At 64.4% G+C, this 25,249-nt stretch carries 24 protein-coding genes; 12 read left to right on the top strand and 12 right to left on the bottom strand.

Annotation, left to right across the window (positions count from 1 at the left end; genetic code table 11):
- Positions 1-3: 3 nt before the first annotated feature.
- The 3 genes from ACPFL9_RS19010 to ACPFL9_RS19000 form a co-directional block, all read right to left on the bottom strand.
- Positions 4-1,032: an asparaginase gene (locus ACPFL9_RS19010; protein WP_426004529.1), complete on the bottom strand. Its 1,029-nt coding sequence runs from the start codon at positions 1,030-1,032 to the stop codon at positions 4-6.
- A 17-nt stretch (positions 1,033-1,049) separates the two neighbouring features.
- Positions 1,050-1,778, bottom strand: a complete 729-nt coding sequence (locus tag ACPFL9_RS19005; protein WP_426004527.1) for a FadR/GntR family transcriptional regulator — start codon at positions 1,776-1,778, stop codon at positions 1,050-1,052.
- 123 nt (positions 1,779-1,901) lie between these two features.
- Positions 1,902-2,126, bottom strand: a complete 225-nt coding sequence (locus ACPFL9_RS19000) for a helix-turn-helix domain-containing protein (protein ID WP_426004526.1) — start codon at positions 2,124-2,126, stop codon at positions 1,902-1,904.
- Positions 2,127-2,273: 147 nt separating this feature from the next.
- Here ACPFL9_RS19000 and ACPFL9_RS18995 point away from each other — a divergent pair, with 147 nt between their 5' ends.
- Positions 2,274-2,882 (top strand): hypothetical protein, encoded by a 609-nt coding sequence (locus ACPFL9_RS18995; protein ID WP_426004525.1) that lies wholly within the window; start codon positions 2,274-2,276, stop codon positions 2,880-2,882.
- Between the two features lie 61 nt (positions 2,883-2,943).
- Positions 2,944-3,405 (top strand): DUF3817 domain-containing protein, encoded by a 462-nt coding sequence (locus tag ACPFL9_RS18990; RefSeq protein ID WP_426007613.1) that lies wholly within the window; start codon positions 2,944-2,946, stop codon positions 3,403-3,405.
- Between the two features lie 269 nt (positions 3,406-3,674).
- On the opposite strand, the gene ACPFL9_RS18985 is transcribed toward ACPFL9_RS18990, so the two are convergent.
- The 5 genes from ACPFL9_RS18985 to ACPFL9_RS18965 form a co-directional block, all read right to left on the bottom strand.
- Entirely contained in the window at positions 3,675-4,568 is an 894-nt protein-coding gene (locus ACPFL9_RS18985) for a hypothetical protein (protein ID WP_426004523.1), read from the bottom strand.
- Positions 4,569-4,617: 49 nt separating this feature from the next.
- Positions 4,618-5,274 carry a DUF6318 family protein gene (locus tag ACPFL9_RS18980; RefSeq protein ID WP_426004522.1) on the bottom strand — a complete coding sequence of 219 codons (657 nt, stop codon included), beginning with the start codon at positions 5,272-5,274 and terminating at the stop codon, positions 4,618-4,620.
- Between the two features lie 101 nt (positions 5,275-5,375).
- Positions 5,376-5,741 carry an RNA-binding S4 domain-containing protein gene (locus ACPFL9_RS18975; protein WP_426004520.1) on the bottom strand — a complete coding sequence of 122 codons (366 nt, stop codon included), beginning with the start codon at positions 5,739-5,741 and terminating at the stop codon, positions 5,376-5,378.
- Positions 5,742-5,767: 26 nt separating this feature from the next.
- Positions 5,768-6,871, bottom strand: a complete 1,104-nt coding sequence (locus ACPFL9_RS18970) for a sulfite oxidase (RefSeq protein ID WP_426004519.1) — start codon at positions 6,869-6,871, stop codon at positions 5,768-5,770.
- A gap of 108 nt (positions 6,872-6,979) precedes the next feature.
- Positions 6,980-8,014: an aldo/keto reductase gene (locus ACPFL9_RS18965; protein ID WP_426004517.1), complete on the bottom strand. Its 1,035-nt coding sequence runs from the start codon at positions 8,012-8,014 to the stop codon at positions 6,980-6,982.
- Between the two features lie 243 nt (positions 8,015-8,257).
- Here ACPFL9_RS18965 and ACPFL9_RS18960 point away from each other — a divergent pair, with 243 nt between their 5' ends.
- On the top strand, positions 8,258-8,749 hold the full coding sequence (locus tag ACPFL9_RS18960; protein WP_426004515.1) for a flavin reductase family protein: 492 nt from the start codon (positions 8,258-8,260) through the stop codon (positions 8,747-8,749).
- A gap of 20 nt (positions 8,750-8,769) precedes the next feature.
- Here the strand turns inward: ACPFL9_RS18960 and ACPFL9_RS18955 are convergent, their stop codons facing one another.
- On the bottom strand, positions 8,770-9,861 hold the full coding sequence (locus tag ACPFL9_RS18955; protein WP_426004514.1) for a hypothetical protein: 1,092 nt from the start codon (positions 9,859-9,861) through the stop codon (positions 8,770-8,772).
- A 186-nt stretch (positions 9,862-10,047) separates the two neighbouring features.
- On the opposite strand from ACPFL9_RS18955, the gene ACPFL9_RS18950 reads away from it, so the two are divergent.
- Entirely contained in the window at positions 10,048-10,452 is a 405-nt protein-coding gene (locus tag ACPFL9_RS18950; RefSeq protein WP_426004513.1) for a YchJ family protein, read from the top strand.
- A 17-nt stretch (positions 10,453-10,469) separates the two neighbouring features.
- Here the strand turns inward: ACPFL9_RS18950 and ACPFL9_RS18945 are convergent, their stop codons facing one another.
- Together ACPFL9_RS18945 and ACPFL9_RS18940 are read right to left on the bottom strand one after the other, a co-directional pair.
- The gene (locus ACPFL9_RS18945) at positions 10,470-12,434 is read right to left on the bottom strand and encodes an acyl-CoA dehydrogenase family protein (RefSeq protein WP_426004512.1); all 1,965 of its coding nucleotides are present in this window, start codon (positions 12,432-12,434) and stop codon (positions 10,470-10,472) included.
- Positions 12,435-12,495: 61 nt separating this feature from the next.
- On the bottom strand, positions 12,496-12,798 hold the full coding sequence (locus ACPFL9_RS18940) for a hypothetical protein (protein WP_426004510.1): 303 nt from the start codon (positions 12,796-12,798) through the stop codon (positions 12,496-12,498).
- Between the two features lie 335 nt (positions 12,799-13,133).
- Here ACPFL9_RS18940 and ACPFL9_RS18935 point away from each other — a divergent pair, with 335 nt between their 5' ends.
- Genes ACPFL9_RS18935 through ACPFL9_RS18925 form a run of 3 tightly spaced genes read left to right on the top strand, consistent with a single transcriptional unit; the run spans position 13,134 to position 18,863 of the window.
- Positions 13,134-14,591 carry a DUF3375 family protein gene (locus ACPFL9_RS18935; RefSeq protein WP_426004509.1) on the top strand — a complete coding sequence of 486 codons (1,458 nt, stop codon included), beginning with the start codon at positions 13,134-13,136 and terminating at the stop codon, positions 14,589-14,591.
- The gene (locus ACPFL9_RS18930) at positions 14,584-15,420 is read left to right on the top strand and encodes a DUF4194 domain-containing protein (RefSeq protein ID WP_426004508.1); all 837 of its coding nucleotides are present in this window, start codon (positions 14,584-14,586) and stop codon (positions 15,418-15,420) included. The genes ACPFL9_RS18935 and ACPFL9_RS18930 overlap by 8 nt, the downstream gene beginning before the upstream one ends.
- Complete coding sequence (locus ACPFL9_RS18925; RefSeq protein WP_426004507.1) at positions 15,417-18,863, top strand: ATP-binding protein; 3,447 nt, start codon at positions 15,417-15,419, stop codon at positions 18,861-18,863. The genes ACPFL9_RS18930 and ACPFL9_RS18925 overlap by 4 nt, the downstream gene beginning before the upstream one ends.
- Before the next feature lie 79 nt (positions 18,864-18,942).
- Here the strand turns inward: ACPFL9_RS18925 and ACPFL9_RS18920 are convergent, their stop codons facing one another.
- Entirely contained in the window at positions 18,943-19,446 is a 504-nt protein-coding gene (locus tag ACPFL9_RS18920; RefSeq protein ID WP_426004505.1) for an FBP domain-containing protein, read from the bottom strand.
- A gap of 482 nt (positions 19,447-19,928) precedes the next feature.
- On the opposite strand from ACPFL9_RS18920, the gene ACPFL9_RS18915 reads away from it, so the two are divergent.
- The 5 genes from ACPFL9_RS18915 to ACPFL9_RS18895 all read left to right on the top strand — a co-directional run bounded on the left by ACPFL9_RS18915 (position 19,929) and on the right by ACPFL9_RS18895 (position 25,131).
- The gene (locus ACPFL9_RS18915; RefSeq protein ID WP_426004504.1) at positions 19,929-21,002 is read left to right on the top strand and encodes an iron-siderophore ABC transporter substrate-binding protein; all 1,074 of its coding nucleotides are present in this window, start codon (positions 19,929-19,931) and stop codon (positions 21,000-21,002) included.
- Between the two features lie 5 nt (positions 21,003-21,007).
- Positions 21,008-22,123: a FecCD family ABC transporter permease gene (locus tag ACPFL9_RS18910; RefSeq protein WP_426004503.1), complete on the top strand. Its 1,116-nt coding sequence runs from the start codon at positions 21,008-21,010 to the stop codon at positions 22,121-22,123.
- Between the two features lie 65 nt (positions 22,124-22,188).
- Positions 22,189-23,229 carry a FecCD family ABC transporter permease gene (locus ACPFL9_RS18905; RefSeq protein ID WP_426004502.1) on the top strand — a complete coding sequence of 347 codons (1,041 nt, stop codon included), beginning with the start codon at positions 22,189-22,191 and terminating at the stop codon, positions 23,227-23,229.
- A 1-nt stretch (position 23,230) separates the two neighbouring features.
- Entirely contained in the window at positions 23,231-24,079 is an 849-nt protein-coding gene (locus ACPFL9_RS18900; RefSeq protein ID WP_426004501.1) for an ABC transporter ATP-binding protein, read from the top strand.
- The gene (locus ACPFL9_RS18895) at positions 24,076-25,131 is read left to right on the top strand and encodes a siderophore-interacting protein (RefSeq protein ID WP_426004500.1); all 1,056 of its coding nucleotides are present in this window, start codon (positions 24,076-24,078) and stop codon (positions 25,129-25,131) included. Before ACPFL9_RS18900 ends, ACPFL9_RS18895 begins: the two co-directional genes overlap by 4 nt.
- Positions 25,132-25,249 lie beyond the last annotated feature (118 nt).

The raw sequence follows: 25,249 nt of genomic DNA, 5'->3' as shown, positions 1-25,249 counted from the left end.
CCTTTAGTTCGTGGTGAAAATCCGGGCCGCACGCAGTTCGCCGACCGGAAGGCCGCCGCCCAGCACGGGTGGGCTCTGAAGCGGGTCCAAAGTGCCGCCGTCGAACCCCAACCGGCGAAGCACCTCAACGGTGACCGGCATGCGCGCGCGGTCCCCGCCGTCGGAAATTTTGACGGCAACGCCACGGCCGTCCGGCAGGCCCACCAGCTGGAGGCCCTCGAAGCCGTCCTTCGCCAGCAGCCCCGGGACGGCCCGCATGAGAGCGGTGACATCGCGGCCCTCGCCGGCCACCATCTCCGGGTAGCGGCGCATGGCGTGGGCAACCTTGCCCTCGGTGGTGCTTTCATCCGCCGCAGCCAGCCGGCCATACGCCCGGGCCATGCCGTGCAGCGAGTGCGCGAAAAGCGGCGTGCCGCAACCATCCGTGCTGACCGCGGCGGCTTCCTCGCCGGTCAGGTCCGTGATGGTGTCCCGGACCAGGACCTGGAGCGGGTGCTCCGGGTGGAGGTAGCTGTCAACCGGCCAGCCGTTGATGACACACACGGCGGTCATGGAGGCGTGCTTGCCGGAGCAGTTCTGTGCCAGCTGCGTGGGACCGTTGCCGTCGCGGAGCCATTCTTCCCGCTCTTTCACGCCGTACGGGAGGTCCGTGCTGTTGCCTAGATTCGCTGGTGTCAGGCCGTATAGGCGAAGGATTTCAGCGGCTCCATCGCGGTGCATCCTGCCGCCCGAATGGCTGGCCGCGGTCAGGGCCAGCAGTTCTTCCGGGATGTCCAGGCCTGCCTTCAGGAGCGCCACGGCCTGCAGCGGCTTGAGGCTCGACCGTGGGTACATCGGCGCTTCCGGCTGTCCGGCAGCCAGGGCTGTGCTGCCGTCTGCGTTCAGTGCGATCAGGGAGCCGTAATGGATGCTTTCCACCAGACCGTCGCGGGTCTGCTCCACCAGAGGGACGTGGTTGGGCGTTGACGCAGGTGTGTGCTGGTGATGGGGCGCTTGCTGGGCCGTTGCTTGGTGGGCCGTTGCTGCGGGCATGCTGTCCTTTGGGTGGTTCATTTGCTGAGGATCGTGTCCAGTGCCACGCTGACGGCCCGGAGGTGGTCGGCCATCGCTTTGCTGGCGGCGTCGGCATCTCCGGCTTCGATCGCCTCGAGCACTGCGACGTGTTCCTCGTCCGAGCGGTGCTGGCGGTCGGCCACCAGGTTGAGGGTCTCGGACTGGTGGGCCAAGGCATCGCGGATGTCCTGCACGACGCTCGCGAAGACGCGGTTGCCGCTGGCGCGCGCGACGGCGGAATGGAAGCTTGCGTCCAGGTTCACCCAGGCTTCGGGGTCGGTTTCGTTGAGCATCTCCTGGACGATCTCTTTGAGGTGCTCCAGCTCTTCTTCGGTTCGCCGCTGGGCGGCGAGGCCGGCGGCGGGGATCTCGATATGGGGTCGGGCTTCGTTAAGATCGCGGGCGCTGTACTGGCCCAAGGTAAGGTCATTAGCGACCTTGTTTGCCACGACGAAGGTGCCCTTGCCCGTTTTTGTGGTGGTGAGTCCCAGCGTGTTGCAGGACCGGAGGGCTTCCCTGATGACGGATCGGCTCACGCCGTACTGCGCCGCGAGCGTGGCTTCGGAGCTGAGCTTGGTGCCGATGTCGAACTGGCCACCCTCGATTGCCCTCCTCAGCGCTGCGAAGACCGCCTCAGCTGCGGAGATGCGCGAGATGGGGGTAGGCGTCGCTCGGCTCTGATCCGCGCCTTGCTGTCCGGCTGTCCGGCTGTCTGACAGGTTCACGCTACGAATATGGCACGGGTCACAAGACCCTGTCAACGCTGAAAGGACTGCTTCACGGTTTGGGGGTTAGCGGCTGTGAATCAGCTCGTGTCCAGACGGTCAGCAGGCCGCGATAGGGCGGGCTCACCACCGGACGTTGCCGGTACCGACGTCGCGTATGGCAATTTCGAATCCCAGAGCCTGGAACAGATCCATGAATTTCGATGCCTCCACGGTTGCCTTGCCGGCCTCGGCGTCGATCACGAAACTTCGTGAGACAGACGCGCGGCGGGCCAACTCTGCTTGGGTCCAGCCCTGCTCCTCGCGAAGCTCCCTGATCAGTGGCCCAGCCTCGCGGACTGTTCTCAAGAGAAACTCCTGTTGTGATCGGATGGTTGTTTTGTCGTCGTACGGCGACTTTTGCATTTGTCGCCGTACGACGACAATCGAATGAGCCTGCCAGTTCCCCGCCAACACGCATTCACGCACCCCTGCAGCCCGGCGCATAATGCAACCATGACAGGTCATGACCCGGTCGAAGGTACGGCTCACGCGTCCCGGATCACGGTGGAGGTGCCGGTTCTGCGTGTGGGAAGCGGGACGGAGGACTTCGAAAGGCTCGGAATGTACGTCGAATCGCTTCGGAAACCGGCAGGCCTCCACATGACGCTGCTCCATGTAGGGATACTGGACGATCTGGTAGGCGACATCGTTTCCTGGACCAGCGGCAGGGCGAAGGCCGAAGAGGTCAGGGCGGAAATCGTGGCGTGGCTTCATGCGCTGCCGGTTCTGGAAGGGTTCCTTGGCAAGTCGAGCATGCTCGTCTCTCTTGGCGGCGGACGCGTGGCTGCCTTGGAAGTGGGAGTGCCCCAGGCCGTCCACGATTATCAGTCCCTTCTGGTTCAAGGCCTCCATGTGCTGCTGGACCAACTTGGCTTGGACAACATCGACGACTTCATCCTCAGCTCCCGGGCCTTGGGTTACCGTTCGCCGCGTTGGATTCCCCATGTGGCCATCGGCAAAACGCGGACCCGCCACGAACCGTCCGTGGAAATCGCTCCCTTGCCCCTCGAATTTGGTGATTCACGCATCAGGAACGCCCAGTCGCTGCCCACCGTTAAATGAGCGACCCTTCACGTCCACGGTAACTTTGGACGTGACAATCAATTCCCAGACGAGGATTTCCATGCAGCCGCGCGCCCTGTTCCGTACCGTAGCCTTCGCCGAAGCCGTGACCTGGACGTTGCTGCTGATCGGGCTGTTCCTTAAGTACGTCACCAGGACCACCGATATCGGTGTCAGCATTGCCGGCGGCATTCATGGCTTCGTCTTCCTGTGCTACGCCGCCACGGCCGTCTTCACCTGGATCAACCAAAAATGGTCTGCCCCGGTTGGTGTCCTCGCGGTTGTGTCCGCGGTTATTCCGTACGCAACCATTCCGGTCGAGAAGTCACTGGACCGCCGTGGAATGCTCGACGGCGGGTGGCGGCTCGCTGCTGGTGGCGAAAAGCCCCAGGGAGCCCTGGAAAAGGCGCAGGCCTGGGTGCTCGGTAATCCGATTCTTGCTGTGGTTGTTGTGCTGGCCGGCGTCGCTGCCGTCTTCAGTTTCCTGCTGTTCATGGGCCCGCCGGACACCTGGTTCTCCTAAATCACTGTTTTCCGGGCCGAAGCGCGGATCTTGTCTTGTTAGTGTCGCCCTGTTGAGGTTCCTGACGGAAAACTTGCTCAGGGGGAGAAACCACGTCCAGAGAATCTGCCGAAGCTGCTGACACGCCACTCTGCCCGATGGTCTGATGCGTCCTTTTGACGGAGGGAGGTATCACAGAACCACAGTATGTGCGGTCATTCGTCCGTTGAACCGATCAGTAGGTTTATGTGGAAAACCAGTGCTCTGCTGCGCCCGTGTTTAGCGGTCGTCTATCGGTTTTGTGGGCAGCCCCATGAGGTGGGGTTTTCTTCGCAGGTGTCGGCGACGAGGGCTCGTTCTGTTTTCCAGGCGTGGATGGTTTTGGGTGGGGTGGTGAGGTTGAGGGTGCCGTTGATGGGCAGGGGTGGGCCGTTGTTGACGGAGTAGGTTCCGGTGAAGGTGGTGGTCACGGTGATGGGGTAGTTCCCGGTGGTGGTGTAGGTGTGGCTGGTGCGGGTTTTGTCCTGGAGCCAGTGTTTTTCGGGCAGTGGGGCGCCGTGGTCGGGGGTGGGTCCGAGGGTGGTGCCGTCGCCGTAGGTGTAGGTGTGGCTGGTGGGGGTGGCGGTCAGGTGGACGTTTTGGCCGAGGATGGTGGTGTTGAAGGTCTGGGTTGTGGCGGTGGTGTAGGTGTTGGTGGGTGCGCCGATGAGGGTGTGGGGGAAGGGTTGGATTTCCACGGTGCCGGGGTTGATGGGCAGGTGTTGGAAGTCGGTGAGGATCCGTGCGGCGATCTCGGCCAGGACGTCTGCGGGTTCTTCGGTGTAGAGGCAGGTTGGGCCGCTGACGGGGATCCAGTCGGTCCAGCCGGGATTGGTGATGGCTTTGGGTGCTTGTTTCCAGATCACCGGGGTGCCTTCCGCGCCTCCGGTGGCCGGGGGTGGGCAGGACAGGGCCAAACAGCCCGGGTCCACGGTGTCCGGACCATCAGCCCGGCAATGAGTATCGGCCATGTACTGATTCGGATCCTCGGTGGTGGCTGTTCCGGGTCCTCCAAGGACGGACTTCGAGGCGCCGGTGACAGGATCTACCCTGTAGATCGCCCCGAAGTCGACGTTGCCTGTCGACTGGTTGAGGCTGCCCCAAGTTTCGTGATTGTCTCCCGCGACTGCTGTGGCCGGAAACACCAGTAGCAAGATAACCAGCCCGGCAATGCTGGTAAGAAGGCGATACCGCTCAACGTAGGACACCGGACTGCGTCACCTTCCACTCCCCTTCGAAAGCTGCGATCACCAGGAAAACGTCATTGGTCGCCGCGTCTGAAGGCCGTCCTTCACTTCCATTTGCGTTGTAGTAGTGAATTTCGTCCTGCATCACTTGAATTCGGGCGTGAGAATGGGGGACGAGGGATTCGCCTTCGATCAGAAATGCGCCGGTACTTAACTTGCCGCCGGATATCCAACGCCCCGACTCGTAGCTCTCAAGGGTTAGCTCGACCATATGAGTGCAGACACCGCACTCTGATGTGTGCAGACTCCTGAGAGTCTGCACGTCTCCCGTCTCGTTCGCGTAGCTCTTCACCGCGTACCAATACCGAATAAACGCCTCCAGCCCCTCCTTCGTGTTCTCCCGCGCCGCCGCCGGCATCACCGGCACCGGCACATTCTCGGCCCGGCCCTTTGCATCCGCAGGCTTGTACGCGCCCGTGGTCGAGCCGACAGGCGATGGGCTTTCCGAAGGACTGGCCGGCGCACTCACGGTGGGGGTCGCCGTCGTCGTGGTTGTGCCGGAGGGAGCGCCGCCGGATGAGCAGCCGGCCAGAAGCAGAGCTCCCGCCACGGCGGCAGCCAGGAGGTAGGAAGGCACGGAAAAGGAAGGAAAACGGCGTGGCATGACAGACTCCCCAAGGACTGCTGAGACGTGATGTCCGCCAGTCTAGGCAGGGGGAATCACAAGAATCACGCGGGAACCGGCCCCATGTGGATAACCGGGCGCTACCCCCGCAGCTTCTCCATGTCCCGCCGGTCCTTCTTGGTGGGCCGGCCAGCACCGCGGTCCCGCTGGGGGAGGCCAAGCTGGGGCATCACGGGCCGCGGGGGAGTGTGGTCGGTGAAGCAGTGGGAGGCGGCCTCGGCACCGACGCGTTTCGCGATCAGCTGCCTGACCTCGTAGATGCGTTCCCAGCCGGATTCGCGGATGCGAACAGTGTCGCCGATGATCACTGTTTGCGAGGCCTTCACAGGGTTCCCATTGATGCGGATGTGCCCGGCACGGCACGCGGCAGTGGCGAGGGACCTGGTTTTGTAGGCCCGGACAGCCCACAACCAGGCGTCGATGCGGACGCTTGAAGAACTACTCATGATTCAGATGAGTCTAGCCGTGGCTTTTACCGCACCGTCACCTCAACCCGCTGCGCCATGTTGTTCCCAATGCCCTGGTAGTTCCACACCTGCTCAGTGGACTGCAGCGCGCCCGACGAATCCATGGCCCTGCACCGCACTACGTGATCGCCTGGCGTGGCCACCCACACCACGGACCAGGACCGCCAGGCGAAGTCGCCCAAGGGGTCGTCAAGTTGGGCGGGCATCCACTCGCCGTCGATCCCCACCTCGACCCGCTCGATTTCGCCGTGGCCGGACCACGCCTTGCCGTGCAGCATGACGGGACCGGCTTCAACCACACGCCGGCGGGTGAAGAAGTCCGGGATTCCCGGGGGCACCATGAGCGACCGGACGCGGATGTGCGATACGGGCAGGCCAGGTCCATCCGGACCTTGCAGGTAGTGATACGCCACCGCCTGTTGGAATCCCATGAACCGCGAGGTCACGGCCTCGATGGACGTCAACCACTTCACGCTGGCCATGCCGTACCACCCCGGCACCAGCAACCGCAGTGGAAAACCATGCTGCGGGGGCAGCGGTTGCCCGTTCATGGCATACACCAGCATGACCTCGGGGTGCATGGCTTCGTCGATGCTCAGGCTTCGCGCGTACGGCTCTTCGGCGCCGCCCTGGATGCCGCTGTCGGCACCGGTGAAAACAAGTTCGACGGCGTCACTCGCCAATCCGGCTTCCTCGAGCAGGGGTGCCAGCGGCGTTCCGGTCCATTCCGCCGTGCCCACGGCGCCCTGAAGCCAAGGCTGGCTGAGCGGACGGGGCTGCAGAAGTGCCCGGCCGTTTCCGGCGCACTCCAGGGTGACGGGCATGGTCACGGACGGGCGTGCCTTGATGTCTTCGAGGCTCAACTCAAGAGAATGGGAAACTGCCCCGCCCAGGCGCAACCGCCACTGGTCAACAGGTACCTGCGGGATGTCGAAGTGGATCAGCAGGTAGTGGAGTCCCGCGGGTGTGATGTCGTGCGCCAGGGCTTCCAGCGGCATCGAGTGGTTTCTGCCGGCCAGGAGGAGTTCTTCCTGGGTCAGCGGACCATCCGTGGGCTGACCGGCGGCGGGTTCTTTGGCGGTGCTCTGTGAAACACGTGGCTTGACCATGGCGGCGGCGTTCTACTTGACCTGAAGCTGCGGTGTCCCTGCAGCTGTTAGGTCAAGGATCACGCCGGGGTCCGTGGTCGTCAATACCTCATTGCGGCGGCCAGGCGACTACCGGCGTCGAAGCTCCGGGTACTCCAGGTGCGGGGCCACGGTACCGGCGTCGCGCTCAAGGAAGTTGATGGCCGGCGCCACGATGTCGTCGATCTCATCCAGGACAGCATCGCTCAGCGCTACGTCCGCGGCCTTGAGATAGTCGGTCAGGTGGTCTTCGGTCCGCGGGCCAATGATCACACTGGTGACGGCCGGGTGGTTCATGGCAAACGCCACCGCCAACTGAATGAGCGTGAGGCCGTGGCGGGACGCGAGCTGCGCGAGTGCGTCAGCCGCGTGCAGCTTGGCCTGGTTGAAGGGCGCCGTGACATCGAACCGCCCCGGAACAGCTGCCGCACGGGAGCTTTCGGGCTGACCCGCACCCAGGCGGTAACCGCCGGCGAGCCAGCCGCCGTCGAGCGGTCCGTAGCTCAAAACCCCGACGCCGTATTGCTGGGTGATGGGGAAAACGTCACGTTCGTTGGCGCGCACCAGCAGGGAGTAGGGAACCTGGTCAACCACAGGCGGTGTGAGGTGGTTGGTGTTGGCGATCCACTGCGCCTCCACCAGCTGGGCCGGGCTGAAGACGGAGGTGCCGTAATAGAGGATCTTGCCTTGGCGGATCAGGTCGTTCAGGGCCGTGATGGTTTCGAGGAGGTCGGTGTTGTAATCGGGCCGGTGCGCTTGGTACAAGTCGATCCGGTCCGTGTTCAGTCGACGCAGGCTGTCCTCCACGGCGCGGACGATCCAGCGTCGTGAATTTCCTGCATGCGCGGGGTTGGAACCCATCTGGCCGTGGAACTTGGTGGCCAGGAAGACGTCGTCGCGCCTGCTGTGGATTGCTTGTCCCACCACGGTTTCTGCTTCGCCCTGTGAGTAGATGTCCGCGGTGTCGACGCTGGTGATCCCCGCGTCGAGGGCGGCCTTGATGATGCGGATACTTTCGGCCGGTCCCGTGGGAGCTGTCCCGGTGCCGAAGTTCAGCGTGCCCAGGGTAAGCGGGCTGATCAGGGCGCCAGTGCGTCCAAGCGTTCGTAGCTCGTTGAGGCTCATGTCGGCTTCCTGTGGTGGGGCTGGATGTCCAACCGAGGCTACACAGGACCGTGGCGGGCAGAAACGCAAGCGGTAGAACTTCTTCGCTTTTCGTCTTGCGGAGTAACGCAAGGCGCCTTAGTTCGCGATATTTCTTGACATGCGGCAACACAAATGTCTTCCGGATCAACAAATATTGAGCTTCCCCGGAACGCGTGAATCATGGGAAAGAAGTTCACAGACACGCACAAAGGGGACACCGGAATGACACAGACTGCAGCGGAAGAAACAGCGGCGATCAAGACTGCCTTTGCCCAGTTCCCGTCCGGAGTGGCTGCCTTCAGTACAATGGTGGATTTCACGCCGGAGGCCCTGGTGGCGTCATCCTTTACCGTCGGCGTTTCACTGGAGCCGCCGCTGGTGATGTTCGCCGTCCAGAATTCCTCCACAACATGGCCCAAGCTGCGGCAGGCCAACCGCCTGGGTGTATCCGTGCTCGCCGAGGGCCAGGAGGCAGCGTGCCTTCAGTTGTCGTCGAAGAACCGCGACCGCTTTGCCGGGATCGCAACGAGCGTCAGCGACTCAGGTGCAGTGCTGATCGACGGCGCAGTGCTGGGTTTCGAATGCGAGATCGTGTCCGAGACGCCCGCCGGGGACCACGCGATTGTGGTCCTCGAGGTCAAGGCCACCACCATCAACCGCGAGTCCAACCCTTTGATCTACCACGGGGCGTCCTTCCGGCAGCTGGCCGCTTAGGGGTTACCCGCCCCATCCAGCTAGTTGTTGCGGCTGGCGCCGCTGAGGGAACCTTTTCGAATCGGGCTCGGTGTCTTTCCATTCCTGGAAGGCGCCGGGCCCGGTTTCTTTGCGCCCTGGGCGCCGGTGCTTGCGCCCTGGGTGCCGGTGCTTGCGCCCTGGGTGCCGGTGCTCTGTCCGGCCCCTTGGGTGCCGGCGCCCTGTCCGGTTGCGGGCGCAGCAGGTTCGCGGGCCGGCTTGGGCTCCCCGGCCGGCTTGGAGGTGTTGCCTTGGGAGGCGCCGGCGGGCTGCTTGGCTCCGCTTGGCTTTTTCGCCGGGGTACCCGTGCCGGCAGCTGTGCCCTGCTTTCCGTTGCCGCCGGGCTTGGCGCTGTTGGAAGACGGAGTGTCAGGGGCCTTGGGGCCGGACGGAGTGCCGTTGGTGGAACCGGGCTCGTCGAAATCGCGGACAGTGACCTTTATCGCCGGGGGCTGCTCCGCTTTGGCCCGTGCGGCTGCGCGTTCATCCGCCCGGGCAACGGCGTCGGCCCAATCCTTGGAGAGCACAGGAGGCTCCTTGCTGGCCGCAACAATCAAGGGGTGGTGTTGGGTTTGGGTCTCCACCACAGTCTTGGAGGTGTTGGTGGCCCAGTCTTTGACCTGCGCCGGCTTGGGAAGGTTGCGGGGGTCCACCTTGGCTTTCCACCCGCCGCCCTTGATGGCCGCAGACGCCCCGGAGAGCCGGCGTCGAACATCCCCCAGGAGGTCCCGCTTTGGCGGGGCAACGGCTGCCGGGACGGTTTCAGGGGCAGGGGAGGGGGCGGGTGTGGAGCCGGCGGGTTCGTAGGCCAGGTCTTCCAGCGGGGACTCAACGGTTTGTTCGGAGTCCACAACGCCGGCACCCGCCGGAGCGGGAACGTGCTGTGGGCGCGGGGGCAAGTGGACGATCGCAACGGTGTCCTTTTTGGGGAAGATGCCCACCATGGCCAGGAGTACCACTGACAACAGTCGCCCGATTCCGGCTATCACCAGAGTGATGATGATGATCAACCCGAGACCCAGGAACATGAGGACGGCCATCCCCAGTGTGCCCAAGTACGTCAGGTTGATGGCGAGTGTTGTCGGATCCTCCACGTAGCCTCCCCTGGCCGTCGTTTTGTGATGCGCGCATTGCCCACCCAGCTTGCATCTCTAGCCTACGGGCCAGCACCGACGGAATCACGCGCGTCCCCACCCTCAGGCGGGGTTGTTTCGAAGCTGTTATAACGCGTGGGAAAATATGTTGCCCAGCTCTCATTTACCGCCCCGGAAAGGTATACATTGACGCCTGACCTCAGCCGACTCCGCAACGGCGCCTGCCCTTGTCTTTCCGGCGAGCAGTACGACCACTGCTGCGGCCGCTTCCACCGTGGCCAGGCCGACGCCCCCACCGCCGGGCAACTCATGCGTTCCCGGTACTCAGCCTTTGTGGTCCTGGATCCGGAGTACCTCCTCCGGACCTGGCACGCCAGCACCCGCCCGGCCGCGATGGACCTGGATGCGCAGATGGAGTGGCGTCGCCTGGACGTTGTGTCCACGCAGGGCGGCGGACCCCTCGACGCAACGGGAACGGTGGAGTTCGCTGCGCACTACCGGGTGGACGGGGAGCGCGGCGTGCAGCGCGAACTGAGCCGGTTCGTGCGGGAGAACAAACGGTGGTTCTATGTGGATGGCGATGTCCGCTGACTTTCCCCGGCTACGGCCTACCGGTATTTCCGGTGCAGTGTCTCCTTGGTGGACGGGCCATGCGACGCGTCGCTGATCCACGGCCCGGTTCCTTCGGACTGGTCCAGCACCCCAGCCTCAAGCCAGGCGTAATCCCCGGCGAGGACTTTGCGCGAAAGGTGCCGGTCGGCGTCGTCGGTATTGCGCCATAGCTGGTCGAAGTATTCGTCCACCCGGACGCGGGCCTGTTCACAGTACGCCTCGGCCAACTCGAACGCAGCGGCGCCGTTCGCGGGCTGCGTGCGGAGGATGTGTTCTGCCCGCGTGCAGCAGGCCGCCATGGCAAACAGCTCAGCGCCGATGTCCACGATCCTGCCCAGGAATGCCTGCTTGTGCTCCAGTTTGGCCTGCCACCGGCCCATGGCGTAGAAGGTCTGGCGGGCCAGGCGGCGCGAGGACCTCTCCACGAACCTCAACTGCTTGCCCAACCGTCCGAAGTCCGCGTAGGAACGCGGGTCCATCCCCGCGCCGGCAACCAGTTTCGGCAGCCAGCGGGCATAGAAGCCGGAGGCCCCGACGGCGGCCCTCGCCTTGTCCTGCAGGCTCGCTTCGGCTGAGGCCAGGTCGCCCGCGGCTGCAAGGTGCGCGTCCACGGCCTCGCGGGCAATGAGGAGCTTCATGATTTCGCTGGAGCCCTCGAAAATCCGGTTGATGCGGAGATCGCGGAGAAGTTGCTCGGCAGCAACAGCACGCTCGCCCCTGGCCTCCAGGGAGTCAGCGGTCTCAAACCCGCGCCCGCCCCGGATCTGCACCAGCTCGTCGGCGATCCGGCAACTCAGCTCAGTGGACCACAGCTTGGCCAGGGCAGCTTCAATACGGATGTCCTTGGCTCCGGCGTCCGCCATCTCGGCGGACAACTCAAAGACCGCCTCCAAAGCGAAAGCAGTGGCCGCGATGAAAGCGATCTTCTTGCCCACGGCTTCGTGCTGGCCAACGGGCCTGCCCCACTGTGTCCGTGCATTCGACCATTCGCGGGCGATCTTCAGGCTCCACTTGCCGGCGGCAACACAAAGCCCGGGGATGGAGAGCCGGCCGGTGTTGAGGGTGGTCAACGCGATCTTGAGCCCCTGGCCTTCACGTCCCAGGCGGTTGGCAACGGGCACCCGCACCTGATGGAAACGTGTCACGCCGTTCTCAATGCCGCGAAGGCCCATGAACGTATTCCTGTTTTCCACGGTCACACCCGGGGAGTCCATTTCCACGACGAAGGCGGTAATGCCTCCCTTGTGCTCCGTGCCGTCCGGGTCTGTAGAGGCGGGAACCCGCGCCATCACCACCACGAGTTCCGCAATGACACCGTTGGTGGTCCAAAGCTTCACGCCGTCCAAAAGGTAAGACCCGCCGTCGTCCGACAGTACGGCAGTGGCGCCCATCCGCGCGGGGTCGCTGCCGACGTCGGGCTCCGTCAGGAGGAACGCCGTCACGGCACCGGCGGCGCAACGCGGCAGGTACGCCTGTTTCTGCTCCGGCGTGCCGAACACCTTGACGGGCTCGGGGACGCCGATGGACTGGTGCGCCGAGATCAGGGCACCGAGGCTCGGGTGCACCGAACCCAGCAGCGCGAGGGCGCGGCCGTAGTACACCAGGGACAGGCCCAAACCGCCGTACTCGCGCGGAATCTTCATGCCGAACACGCCAAGATCGGCCAGGCCGGCCATGTACTCGTCCGGCACTTTGGCATCGCGCTCAATCACGCGGCCGGACATGGTCCTGCAGTAGGCCTCGAGCTTGGCCATGAAGTCCTCGCCGCGCTGGACGTCCTCGGCTTTGGCCTGGGGCCATGGGTGGATCAGGCCGATGTCGAAGCTGCCCAGGTACAGGCCTTTGGCAAAACTGGGCCGGTTCCATTCGGTCTCCCGGGCGGCTTCGGCGACTGCCCGGGCTTCCTCTGCTGTGGCGTTGACGCTTGCGGCGGTGAGGCTGCTGTCTGTAGCGGACGTCATTTCATAACTCCTCTAGCCGGGATACCGGATGGAGCCAGGGTCCGCCTTGGGTGGGAACCCTTCAGCTGTCCCTCAATGCTACCCGCGGGTAGCTACCGGTGCCAGAGGATACCTGGGGCTGGAATTCGGCGGGAATTTCCACCTGGCCGGCGTGGTGGACCACCCGGTCCCAAGCGAAGTTAATGCCGTCCACCATGGCACCCAGGACAGCTTTGGCGGCGTACCAAAACAGTCCGAAGACTCCAATGAGGACAATCGTTGCCATTGCTGCTGCTGCTATAAAGGCCACCAAAAGTGCAGCGAAGACCAGCGTTCCAATGAATACGTAGGTGGCAGTTTCCAGCGCCGTGAGATCGAAATTCATGGTTCCCCCTGAGCGACAATGCATGGGTGAACGCGGCGTCGCCGCGTCGATGATCTGACATTAGGGGTGGCAGCGCTTCCCGGCCAGCATGGAATGGCCTTGCAGGGGCGTTGATATGGGATCGAAACCATACTCGGGGGTAGGTAACGGAACGGGCACAGCGGTGGGTGGTTGCGTGGGGTGCCCGGCCTGCCCAACTGGGTCGCAGTTGTGCGCGTTTTGAGCCGTGTAAACGCGCACAACTGCGACTTAGTTGGGTTCCGGCGCTCTGCGTTAACCTTGTACGGGGCAGTTTTCGCTGCCGGCAGGGTTTCGCAGCAGCTGAAGGAGAGTAATTGTCCCGTTCAGCCATGTCCTCCGCCGATGCCATCAGCGCCAGGTTGCGGGACCTCGAACACCTCACCAAGGGCCCCGCCTGGGCGTTGACCCGCTCGGCCCCCTGGGTCATCGCGGTCCTCCAGGCCTCCTTCACCCGCACCCGTCCGCAGCTTCCGCTCGAAGAGTTCCATGCCGACGTCGACGCTTTCCTTGAGCAGCTCCGTCGCCAGGAGCCCGGGCTCGGTGGCCAACTGAATGGCAAGGGCTTCGGCGACGAATGGACGCGCAAGCAATTCCTGACCCGGCGTAACCAGTCCGGGCAGATCGTTTACGAAGTCACCGAACCCGCGGCCCGTGTCCTCGCGTTCCTGGACAGTCTCTCCAGCGAGCGGTCCACCCTCAACGGTTCCCGGCTGGGCACGCTCCTGGGCGACGTGGAAAAACTCGCCAACGAGACCAACCCGGACCAGAGCGCCCGGCTCGAAGCCCTGGAGGAAGAAATCCAGGAACGCCGGCAATTGGTACAGGACATCAGCTCGGGCGATTTCGACGGGCTCCTCGATGACGAAGAAGCCGTGGAAGCGGCCGGCAACATCCTCGACCTCGCCGCCAGCCTTCCGGCCGACTACAAGAAAATGCGTGACCGGATCGAAGAACTGGTGGGCGAACTGCGCAACCAGATCATCGAGGAATCGCTCAGCAAGGGGGCCACCATGGCCCAGGTGCTGGAAGCGGACAAACGGCTGCGGCAGAGCCCGGAAGGCCGGACGTTCCGTTCCTTCACCGCTTTCCTCGAAGACCCGCAGCAGCAGCTGCGCTTCCGCTCGGCGATCGGGGAGGTCCTGAGCCGGCAATTCGCCGACGACCTCTCCCACGAAGACCGGGAAACCCTCAAGAACCTCGTCGCGGAACTGCGCTCGCAGCACAGCCAGATCCAGCGGATCTACGGCAAGCTCTCCGAGAGCCTCAACACGTACATCCAAAGCGACGATGTCCGGCAGTCGGTCAGCCTCCGCAAGGTCCTGGCCGAGGCCGAGCAGGCGATCCGTTCCCTGCCGTACGAACGCGACCGCCCGGGCCTGGTTCCGGGGCCTGCCCTGTACAACGCGGGATTCGAGTCGCTGTCCATGGTCAAGCTTTTCGATCCTGACGAATTCGCTGCCCCGCCGCGCCTGGCCGACCCCATCGCCTTCAGCGACTCGGACCGGGTCAAGTCCGCCCGCACCGGCAAGGCGAGGCCCGACGTCGTCCGCGCAGCCATGGCGGGCTCCGCCACCCTGGGCGAGGCATGGGACAACCTGCCCGAAGGGGAGCGGCACATCAACACCGTCCGCTCCCTCCTTTCCATGGCACTGCAAACCGGCGCGGCCTTTGACCGCGCAGCCTGGGAACACATCGACTTCGAACAAATCGACGGCAGCATCCGCACCGCGTACCTGCCGGTCGTCTCGCTGAGCAAGGATTCTGATGACTGAGGAAATCACGACGACGGACCCCACCTCTGAGGAGGATGTCGCCGTCGCAACAGGTCACGTTGGTACAGGGCCGGCCGAGCACCCGGCGGACCCGTTCCGGGTAACTCCGCGCGATACGTTCGTGGACGGCGCGGCGTTATTCCCCGGTGACACGGGCGTGCTCCCCATGAAGGTCCGCCATGCGCTCGTGAAGCTTCTTAAGGGCCCCTACATTGATGGCGGCAGGGACGAGAAACTCTGGACCACGCTCCTGGACAACCAGCTGATTCTCCGCAGCCGCCTCTCCGAGCTGTTCCTCGCCTTGCAGCTGGACCACGACCGGAAGATTGCGGTCCTCAGGCCAGTCGACCCGGACATCATCGGCGCCAGCGCACGGTCAAGCATCCTCCGCCAGCAGCGCGCCCTCAGCCGGGTGGAGACCATTGTCCTGCTGCGCCTCCGCCTCCTCCTGGACCGCCACGTCACAGCCCAGACGGACCCGACCATCACCCGCGAGGAAATCTCGGATCTGGTGGCCAACTACACACCGGCCGGCCAGCAGGATGCGTTGCGCGACTCGGACGTGGTCACCCGCACCATCACCAAACTCCTGGCCCGCCAACTCCTCCTCCCCACCCCGCTGGAGGACACCTACACCATCAGCAACGCACTCCCGCTTGCTCTCCCCTTTGAGAACATCGGCGACATCCCGGCCCACATCGAGGCACTCGTAGCGGCTGCGGCGGACGAATCGGGAACGGAGCCTCTCTTGGAGGTCACCGATAACGATGCGGGTGGGAGCGACGACGCCGAGGGTGGCGTTGACGCAACCGAAGGAGCAGCCAAATGACGATTGCCAGCATGCTCCCGCTCGGAGAACTCACCAACCCGGGCCAGATGCGTCTGGCCCTGGTGCAGGTCGTCAACTGGGGTACGTTCCATGGCGCCCACACCATGCACGTGGACCGCAACGGCACTCTTTTGACAGGCAACTCAGGGGTTGGCAAGTCGACGCTCTTTGACGCGATGCTCCGTGTTTTCGATGCCCGTCCACGCTCGAATGAAGCTGCTGCCCAACGCGCCGGCGGGGCTGTGGAGGACAAGAGGACCACGTTCACCTACATGCGCGGCAAAGTTGGTGATAAGGCCGTTGGTGACAGCTCGGCCAGTGCCTTCCAGCGCCCCGGGGCGACCTGGTCCGCCGTCGCCCTGACGTTTGACAACGCTGCCGGGACCAAGGTGACGGTTTCGGCCCTCTTCGACCTGCCCAAGAACGGCACGGAATCCAGTGTTGGCCGGTTCTACGTGATCGACAGCAAGCCGTTGGACCTGGAAGCAATTGAGGGGATCGCGCAGAAGCGGTTCACCAAAGGGGCTTTGGAGGGGATCTTCCCCGAGGGGCAGGTCTTTGACGTCCACAAAGCGTTCGCCGAGCGTTTCCGCCGGCTCCTGGGCATCAATTCCGACCAGGCGCTCCCACTGCTTCGCGTGATTCAGGCCGGCAAGGGCCTGGGCGGCAGTGTCAACACGTTCTTCCGCGACCAGGTCCTTGATGCCCCGGCCACGTTGGCTGCCGCCGATGACGTGGTGGAAGAGTTCAGCAACCTCATGTCCATCCGGCAGCGCCTGGAGGATGTGCGTCAGCAACGGGACCAGTTGGCCCCCGTTCCCGGGCTGAACAAGGAGTACGCCCAGGCTCTCCTGGATGCGAACCGGCTCCGGGAACTTGCCGGTGAGGAGTTCGAGGCCTACAAGCAGCAACTGGCCGTGTCGGTCCATGCCAGGACCTTGGCCCGCTTCAAGGAGTTGGCCCAGACCAAGGCCCAGGAACTGGCTGCCGAGCGCACCGTTCGCGATGCCCTGGCCAAGGAGTTGCGCGGGCTGGAGTCGGATTACAACAACCGCGGCGGCAACGCGATTTCCGCGATCGAGCAGTCGCTGGAGAATGCCCGGGTCAGCCTTAAGCTGCGCCAGCAGGTGGAGGAATCAGCCCGGCAGGCATTGACGGATGCAGGGCTGAACCTCGAATGGTCCGCGGAGGGGTGGGATCAGGCCCACGAACAGGCCGCTGCCCGGTCCGCAGAGTTGAAAGACGATTCCGAGGCCCTCAAGGAACTCCGTTTTGAGGCTTTCGATGCCCACGCCACCATGAAGCGTGAACTGGCCGCTGCTGAGCAGGAACTGCTCTCGCTGCGGTCGCGCAAGTCCCTGTTGCCGCCGTCGAGCATTGACAACAGGGCAGCCATTGCCGCTGCGACGGGCGTGCCCGAGGAACGGATGCCGTTCGGTGGCGAGCTGATCGACCTGGCCGAAGGGCAGGAGCAGTGGCGCCCCGCCGCGGAACGCGCCTTGCGGAGCCTTGCCACCACCTTGCTGGTCCCCGGCGAGCACTTCGCCGCCGTGACGCGCTACCTCAATGACAACACGGTCAGGGGTGCCCTGCGGGCAGTGGACGTCTCCAAGCCCCTGGCCGGTGGAGCGCTGGCTGTGGAGGACGTGTCCGACGGCGAGCTGTTGACCAAGTTGAGCATCCTCACCATGGGAGCCAATGCGGAGGCGGGCGAATGGATCCGTGAGCGGATAGCACTCGACTTTGCGTACCCGTGCGTGGAGGATCCAGACGAGTTGGCCTCGCTGGAGAAAGGCCTCAGCCTGGGCGGCGTGGTCAAGCGCAACCGGCACACCGTGGAGAAGGACGACCGCTTCACCAGCCGGCAGGATTACGTGCTGGGCTTCGACAACGCCTCAAAACTCGAACTGGTTGCGGCGAGGGTCGGCGAGCTTCAAAACGGGCTGGCCAAGGCCGCGGAACTCGCCCAAAGCCGCGAGGATTCGCACCAGGGCATGGCCCGGCAATTGGAAGCCCTGCGCAGGGTTGCCGAGGACGAGCGCTCCTGGGAACAGGTCTCCGCATCGGTCGCGGCCGAGGAATTGACCCGGATCGAGCAGCGCCTGGCAGATGCCCTGGCGGCGCAGGCGGACCTCGAACCGCTGCGCACCACCATCGAGGCGGTGCGCGAAAAGCACCAGTCCTCCACAGGAGCGGCGGCTGTCCTGCAGAGCGAATACAAGGCGCTCGACCAGCAGATGACCACAGCTGACGGCCTGCTCGATGCCGCGAGGCTCAAGCTCGAGCAAGCACCGCCGTCGAGCTCCACCGTGGCGGCACTGGAGCCGTACTTTGCCGGCGCCTCCGACGTTGCCGAGTTGTACCAGCTGGACAACCTCGCCAACGGCGTCCGCAACAAGCTGCTGGACGAGCTGCACGCAGCGGAATCGCGCGGCCAGGCCACCGCCGAGCGCCTGACCCGGATCTTCGAGGCGTTCGTGCGCGAGTGGGGCAGCGCCATCAGCGCCGACCATGGCACATCGATCGGTGCCGCCGGTGATTTCGAGTCCCGGTACCACGCAATCGTGAGCGACGGGTTGCCCGCGCAGGAAGCGGAGTTCCGGCTGTTCTTCAACCAGCGCACGCATGAATCGTTCAGCACCCTTCTGCACCTGCTGGACGAGGAACGGCGCAGCATTACCAGCCGGATCCTCCCGCTGAACGGCATCTTGTCCGAAGTGAACTTCCACGAGGGAAGCTACCTGGAACTGGACATCAAGCAGACGCTCCCTGCTACGGCAAAGCAGTTCAAGGACGCGATCCAGAGCGCACTGAAGGCCAAACACACGCGACCCTCCAGGGGAGCCGCCGCTGCGGTTGAGGCGGATGAGGACGCTGAGCTCACGGCCCGTTACAAGTCCCTGGAAACCTTGGTCAAGAGGCTCGGTTCGCAGACGCCCGAGGACCGGCGCTGGCGTGCAGAGGTCCTGGATGTCCGTGGGCACCTGTTCATCCAGTGCAAGGAACACCGTGAGGTGACCGGAAAATCAGGCCGGAAGAAGACCGAAGTCTTCATGCACGCCGACACCGGTTCCATGTCCGGCGGCGAGCGTCAGCGTTTCACCGCCTTCATCATGGCCGCGGCGCTGAGCTACCAGCTGGGTATCGCAGAGCAGGGCTTCACCACCTACGGCACCGTGATGATGGATGAGGCTTTCGTGCTTGCCTCCGAGGAATTCGCCGGGGCGGGCATCAAGGCGCTCCATGAGTTCGGCTTCCAGCTGCTCCTGGCGGCCCCGGAGAACGTGATCGACCTTTCACGGCACCTTGGTTCGGTCACGGAAATCCTCCGCGACAAGCGCACCAACCGTTCGGGCGTGCTCACGGCTCCGGTCATCTCGGGCCAGGCCGAGCCGGGAGCGTGGCGTTCGGAAGCCAACCCGGTGGACATCGTGCTCCGCTGACCCCCCGTGCTTACCCAACTGGGTCGCAGTTAAGCGCGTTTAGAGCCGTCTAAACGCGCTTAACTGCTACTTACTTGGGTCAGCGCGTGGAGCCTTGGCGCACCCTGTCCACGAACCGGGCTGTCCGGAACTCCAGGCCGGCGATCTGTTTCCGGACCACGGCCGCGGGATCCGGGTTGATCTCGTTGACCGGAGGTTCTTTGCGGACGTTGTCGCTGCAGTCAAACCCGGCGCAAATCAACGTTCCTACGGTGTTGCCGTCCTTGCCGGACTGCCCGGCCCGCTTCGCGACCCACAGATAAACGTCGGCCTTGGAGAACACGTCCCGGCACAGCTCACAGAGGACTGCGCGGTTCTTGGCCGAGCCACCCTCTGGTGCACGGAGCATTATGCCTGTCAGTTTCCCGTCAATCGGGAGTACGAGGTACCCGCGCTGCGGCATTTTCTCGTCCCGCCAGCCCAGGAACTCCAGCGAATCCCAGTCGATGGACTCGAAATTCCGGGGCAGGTTGAGCTTGGCGGCTTCTGAACGGCTTGCGTTGATGAAGGACGACCGGATTTGTTGGGCAGTAACTTTCTGCATGGCAAAGCTGCTTTCGGAAGATAACGACGGCGGCAGCGCACCTCGCGCTGCTTAATGGCACTGAGGCGTCGGTCACCTGAAGGCACTTGCGCACGCGCAAGAACCAACGGTGCGTTGGTTCTTTGCTGCCTATGGTGCTACTTGGAGGATCCCGACGCGAAGGGGTGTGCCAAGCAGGCCAAAGCGGCCACCTCGCCAACCATGGCTGCAGCAACTGGAACAGTGCGCACGCTCATCTCCTTCGTCATTTCCTGAACCGGACCTAAATGGGAGCCCGCTGCCAATCCTGCCAAAGCTTCGCCGACGGTGTCCACCGGAAGGTGGGCGAGGAAGTGGGCGGATGGGGGTGCTTTGCGAGTGAGAAAGCGGCTATTTTTCGTCAAACTCGCGTCATGCAAGGATTACGTGATGCAAACGTTTCGTAATTGACCGGAGGGTAGGCTAGCCTTACTTAGGTTCGCATCACTTACTTAAGGAGTCCCGTGGCTACCCTTCTCCCACGCCGCGCCCTGCTGAAGACCGCAGGAACCGCGACGGCCGCTTTGGCCGCCGTCGCCCTTACCCTCACTGGCTGCTCCACCGGCCCCGCAGCCTCCACCTCGGCCACGTCCGAGGCCACCTCCTCCGCTTTCCCGGTCACCATCAAGCACGCCTTTGGTGAGACCACCATCAAGGAACAGCCCAAGCGCGTCGTCACCATTTCGTGGGTCAACGATGACATCGCGATCGCACTCGGTGTGGTTCCGGTAGGCGTTCCCAAGAACGAGTGGGGCAACAACGACAAGGGCTCCACCCCCTGGAAAGACGCTGCACTGGAGAAGCTGGGCGCCGGCTTCGGCACCGACAAGGCTCCGGTCCAGTTCTCCGAGGCAGACGGCATCAACTTCACCGAGATCGCCAAGCTCAGCCCGGACGTCATCCTCGGCGCGTACTCCGGCCTTGAGGAAGCGGACTACAAGAAGCTGTCCGAAATCGCCCCCGTGGTCGCCTACCCGGAGCTCGCGTACGGTACGCCGTGGCAGGAAAGCACCGAAATGATCGGCAAGGCGCTGGGCAAGGAAGCCGAAGCCAAGAAGCTGGTCGAGGACACCGAGGCCACCATCAATGACAAGGTCTCCAAGTTCCCGCAGATCAAGGACAAGACCTTCATCTACGGCAACCTCGAGCCCGCCAAGGGTGACGGCGTGAACGTCTACACCGCTATCGACAACCGCCCCCGTTTCCTCTCCGACATTGGAATGAAGCTCGCCCCGGTTGTCTCGGAAAACACCAAGACCGACCAGGAGTTCTTCATTCCCTGGTCCGCTGAAAAGGCCAACGAGCTCGCTTCCGACGTCTTCGTGACCTGGGTTCCCGACGCCACCACGGCCGAGGCCATCAAGGCTGATCCGCTGCTGAGCCAGATCCCGGCCATCAAGAGCGGGGCCCTGGTTGCCGACTCGGACAACACCCTGACGTTGTCCATCTCCGCGTCCTCGCCGCTGAGCCTGCCGTGGGCGCTTGACACCTTCCTCCCGCAGCTGGGTGCCGCGGCCGAAAAGGTAGCGGGCAAGTAACCGCAATGAAGCAGGGTACGACGACGGCACTTCAGGGACGGGGCCACAGCACCAATGTGCTGGCGGGCCCGGGGGGCATATCTCCTGAGGCTGCGGGAACCGGAGGGGGAACCGGTTCCCGCAGGTCGGCAGGCAAGCGATCAGCCTGGTTGCTGGCCGCCGTCGTCGTACTCGGCATTGCGTGCGTGGCATCCCTGGCTATCGGCGCGCGCGGGCTTCCCCTCCAGACGGTCTGGGAAGCCCTCACCAACTTCAATGCCCAGGACGGCAACCACGCCGTGGTCATTGCGCGTATCCCGCGGACCATCCTTGGCCTCCTGGCCGGCGCCGCCCTCGGCCTGGCCGGTGCGGCCATGCAGGGGGTAGCCCGCAACCCGTTGGCGGACCCGGGCATCCTGGGCCTCAACGCCGGCGCTGCACTCGCCGTTGTCACAGGCATCTACGTCTTTGGCGTCAGCTCCCTGACCGGCTACATCTGGTTCGCTTTCGTCGGGGCCGCAGCGGCCGCCGTCGTGGTTTATGCCATCGCTTCCCGGGGCCGCGACGGTGCGACCCCCGTCAAACTGGCCCTCGCAGGCGCGGCCCTGAGCGCCGGCCTTTTCTCCCTGATGAACGTCATCCTGGTATCGAGCCAGGACACGCTGGACCGGTTCCGGTTCTGGCAGGTAGGCAGCATCGGTGGCCGTGACTGGTCCGTGTTGCTTACGGCACTGCCGTTCCTTGCGATCGGCGCAGTGATTGTCCTTGCCGGCGGCCGCATTCTCAACAGTCTTGCCCTGGGTGACGACATCGCCCGTGGCCTGGGCCAGAACGTTGGACTGTCCCGGGCAGTGATCGGCATGGGCATCGTGCTGCTGTGCGGGTCCGCCACGGCACTGGCCGGGCCCATCGGCTTCCTTGGGCTGGTCATCCCGCACGCGATCCGGTCCCTGACAGGTCCGGACTACCGGTGGATCCTGCCGTTCTCAGCAGTGGCGGCGCCTGTGCTGTTGATCTTTGCCGATGTTGCTGGCCGCGTGATCCTGCTCCCCGGAGAAGTCCCGGCCGGCATCATGACGGCCATGGTTGGCGCGCCGGTCTTTGTCTGGCTCATCCGCCGCGGAAAGAAGGCCGGACTGTGAGCACCCTCAAGCCCACCCCCGAGTTGGCACTTAATGACAATGTTGACCCCAAACACTCTCATCAAATGCCATCTCGCCGCGCGTTCAGCCCCACGATCTTCCTTGCAGCGGCACTCGTGGTGATGTTCGCCGTGTACGTCCTCCTGGGCAGCTACACCGTGACCATCCCCGATTTCTTCACCATTGTCATCAACCACCTGACCGGCGGCGAGAAGATTCCAGGCGCCAGCTTCATCGTCATGGAGCACAAGCTGCCCCGGGCCGTGGTGGGAACCTTGATCGGGTTGGCTTTCGGCTTGGCAGGTGCCCTTTTCCAGACCATGCTCCGGAACCCGTTGGCCAGCCCGGACATCATCGGCATCAGCTACGGCGCAAGTGCCGCTGCCGTCACGGCGATCGTAGTCTTCGGCGCTTCCGGTGCGGTGGTGTCGGGATCCGCGCTGGCCGGCGCCCTGGGCGTCGCAGCGATCATCTATGCCATCTCCCGCGGCACCGGATCCGGTGCGGGTGGCGGAAGCCGCGGCAATGCTGCCGGAAGCCGCCTGATCCTGGCCGGCGTCGGCATCGCTGCGGCCCTTCACGCCGTGGTGAACTTCCTGATGACCCGTGCCGATATCCGCACCGCAGCCGACGCCCTGGTGTGGCTCAACGGCTCCCTCAATGCCGCCACCTGGGAGCGCGCAGGAGTACTGTCCGTATCCTTGGTGGTCCTGGTTCCCGCTGTCATAGCACTCGCCGGTCCGTTGCGGATCCTCGAATTGGGTGATGACGCCGCCGCCGGGCTTGGCATCAAGGTCAACGGCGTCCGGCTGGGACTTGTGCTGACCGCCGTCGGACTCGCCGCCGTCGCCACCGCCGCAGCCGGTCCCGTGGCGTTCGTTGCTTTCCTGGCCGGGCCGATCGCCCGCCGCATCGTCCGCAAACCAAGCCTCCCGGCGTCGGCCCTTACCGGTGGGTTGATCGTCCTGGCTGCCGACTTCTTCGCCTCCAACCTCGCTCCCGTCATCCTGGACGGAACCGTCCTTCCGGTCGGCGTCATCACCGGCGCTCTCGGTGCACCCTTCCTGTTGTGGCTCCTGCTCACGTCAAACCGAAAGGAGGCCTGACATGGCCATCCTTAATGCCAAAGACCTGACGCTCCAATATGAGCAGCGCAAAGTGGTGGAAGGGCTGTCCACCCAGATCCCCGAGGGCAAGGTGACCATGATCGTGGGGGCCAATGCCTGCGGCAAGTCCACTCTGCTCCGGGGGCTGTCCCGGTTGTTGAAACCCGCCGGCGGTGCGGTCACGCTCGATGGCAAGGACATCCACTCCCGGCCCGCCCGTGAACTTGCGCGGACCCTCGGCCTGCTCCCGCAGCACCCCACCGCGCCGGACGGCATTACCGTGCGCGACCTCGTGGGCCGCGGCCGGTACCCGCACCAGGGTTTCTTCCGCAGTTGGAGCGCCAACGACGACGCCGCGGTGCAGCGTGCGCTCGACGCCACGGGAACGCTGGAACTGGCGGAGCGGAGCATCGACGAGCTGTCCGGCGGACAGCGCCAGCGCGTCTGGATCGCCATGGCCCTTGCCCAGGAAACCGAAGTCCTCCTCCTGGACGAGCCCACCACGTACCTTGACCTCGCCCATCAGGTGGAAGTCCTGGACCTGGTCACCGACCTGAACCGCACCCGCGGAACCACCGTTGCGATCGTGTTGCACGACCTCAACCTCGCTGCACGCTATGCGGACCACGTGATCGCCATGAAGGGCGGATGCATCGTGGCCGAAGGGCCTGCACCCGTGGTGGTCACTGAGGAACTGGTCCACACCGTTTTCGGCCTGGAATCCCGGGTTGTTCCGGATCCCATTTCCGGGACGCCGCTGATCGTTCCCATCGGACGCCACCACGCCGTGGCCCCGCAACCCACTGAACACCACGCCCGCCACGCCAACGAACTGGAGATTGCCTCATGAGCACACAACCCGCCCGTACCCAGGCTGGTGCAGCAGTGGAACCCATGACCCTGGCGTTCGATGTCACGGTGACCGCGGTCCAGGAACTGAGCCCCAACTTCCGGCGCATCACGTTCGGCGGCTACTCCCTGCGTGACTTCGGCGTGGCCGGCGACACCTTGGACCTGCGCGTGAAGCTCATGATCCCCTCCTTCGATGAGGAGGGCCGCATCGTCCCGTTGCCGGAATTCAAGATGGAGGAGGCCGGCTGGTACCAGGAGTGGCTCGCCATGGATCCCTCAGTCCGTGGGGCAATGCGGACCTATACCGTCCGGTCCGAGCGCCTGGACGCCGTGTACCCGGAGATCGACATCGACTTCGTGATGCACTTTGACGACGAAGGCCACGGCGGTCCGGCGGCCAACTGGGCTGTCGCCGCCAAGCCGGGCGACTCGCTCACCATCATCGGACCCAACAACCGTGCCGCCCAGTGCGCCACCGCCGGGGCCTACGGCGGCATCGAATGGCGTCCGGGCCTGGCGCAGCGCGTTCTCCTCGCCGGCGACGAAACGGCTGTACCCGCCATCAGCGCCATCCTCGAAAGCCTCCCCGCCGACATCACCGGCCACGCCTTCCTGGAAGTTCCCGAGGCCGGCGACTTCCAGGACATCACCACGGCAGCCGACGTCGAAATCACATGGCTTGCCCGCGGCGCGGCGATCGGCCGCTCCCGCCCCCACGGCGAGCTCCTGAAAGAAGCCGTGGCCAAGGCCGTGCCGGTTCCCGGCTGGGTTGGCTTGAAGGGCTCCGATACGGCGGCCGGCCCCGAGCCGGAAGACGTCAACGTGGACCAGGACATCCTGTGGGAAACCCCGCAGCGCATGGATGCCGCGGCCATCGAAGCCACCAAGAACCCCACCCTTCCTTCCGGGGCATTGCCGTTCTACGCCTGGATCGCCGGCGAAGCCTTTGTCATCAAGGAAATGCGCCGCTACCTGGTGCGGGATGTTGGCATCGACCGGAAGCAGGTTGCCTTCATGGGCTACTGGCGCCGGGGCAAAGCAGAAGGCTGATCTTCCTCCCAGCGGACGCTCTCTCACTTAAACCCCCTTTCGGGCAAACGCTCTCTCACTCCTTTCGGGGAAGTGAGAGAGCGTTTCCGTAAAGGGGGTGTTTTGTGAGCGAGGGTTG

Source organism: Paenarthrobacter sp. NyZ202 (assembly GCF_049860755.1).
Lineage (GTDB): Bacteria > Actinomycetota > Actinomycetes > Actinomycetales > Micrococcaceae > Arthrobacter.
Note: the sequence above shows the minus strand (reverse complement) of the source record. Positions and strands in the feature narration are given on the sequence as shown.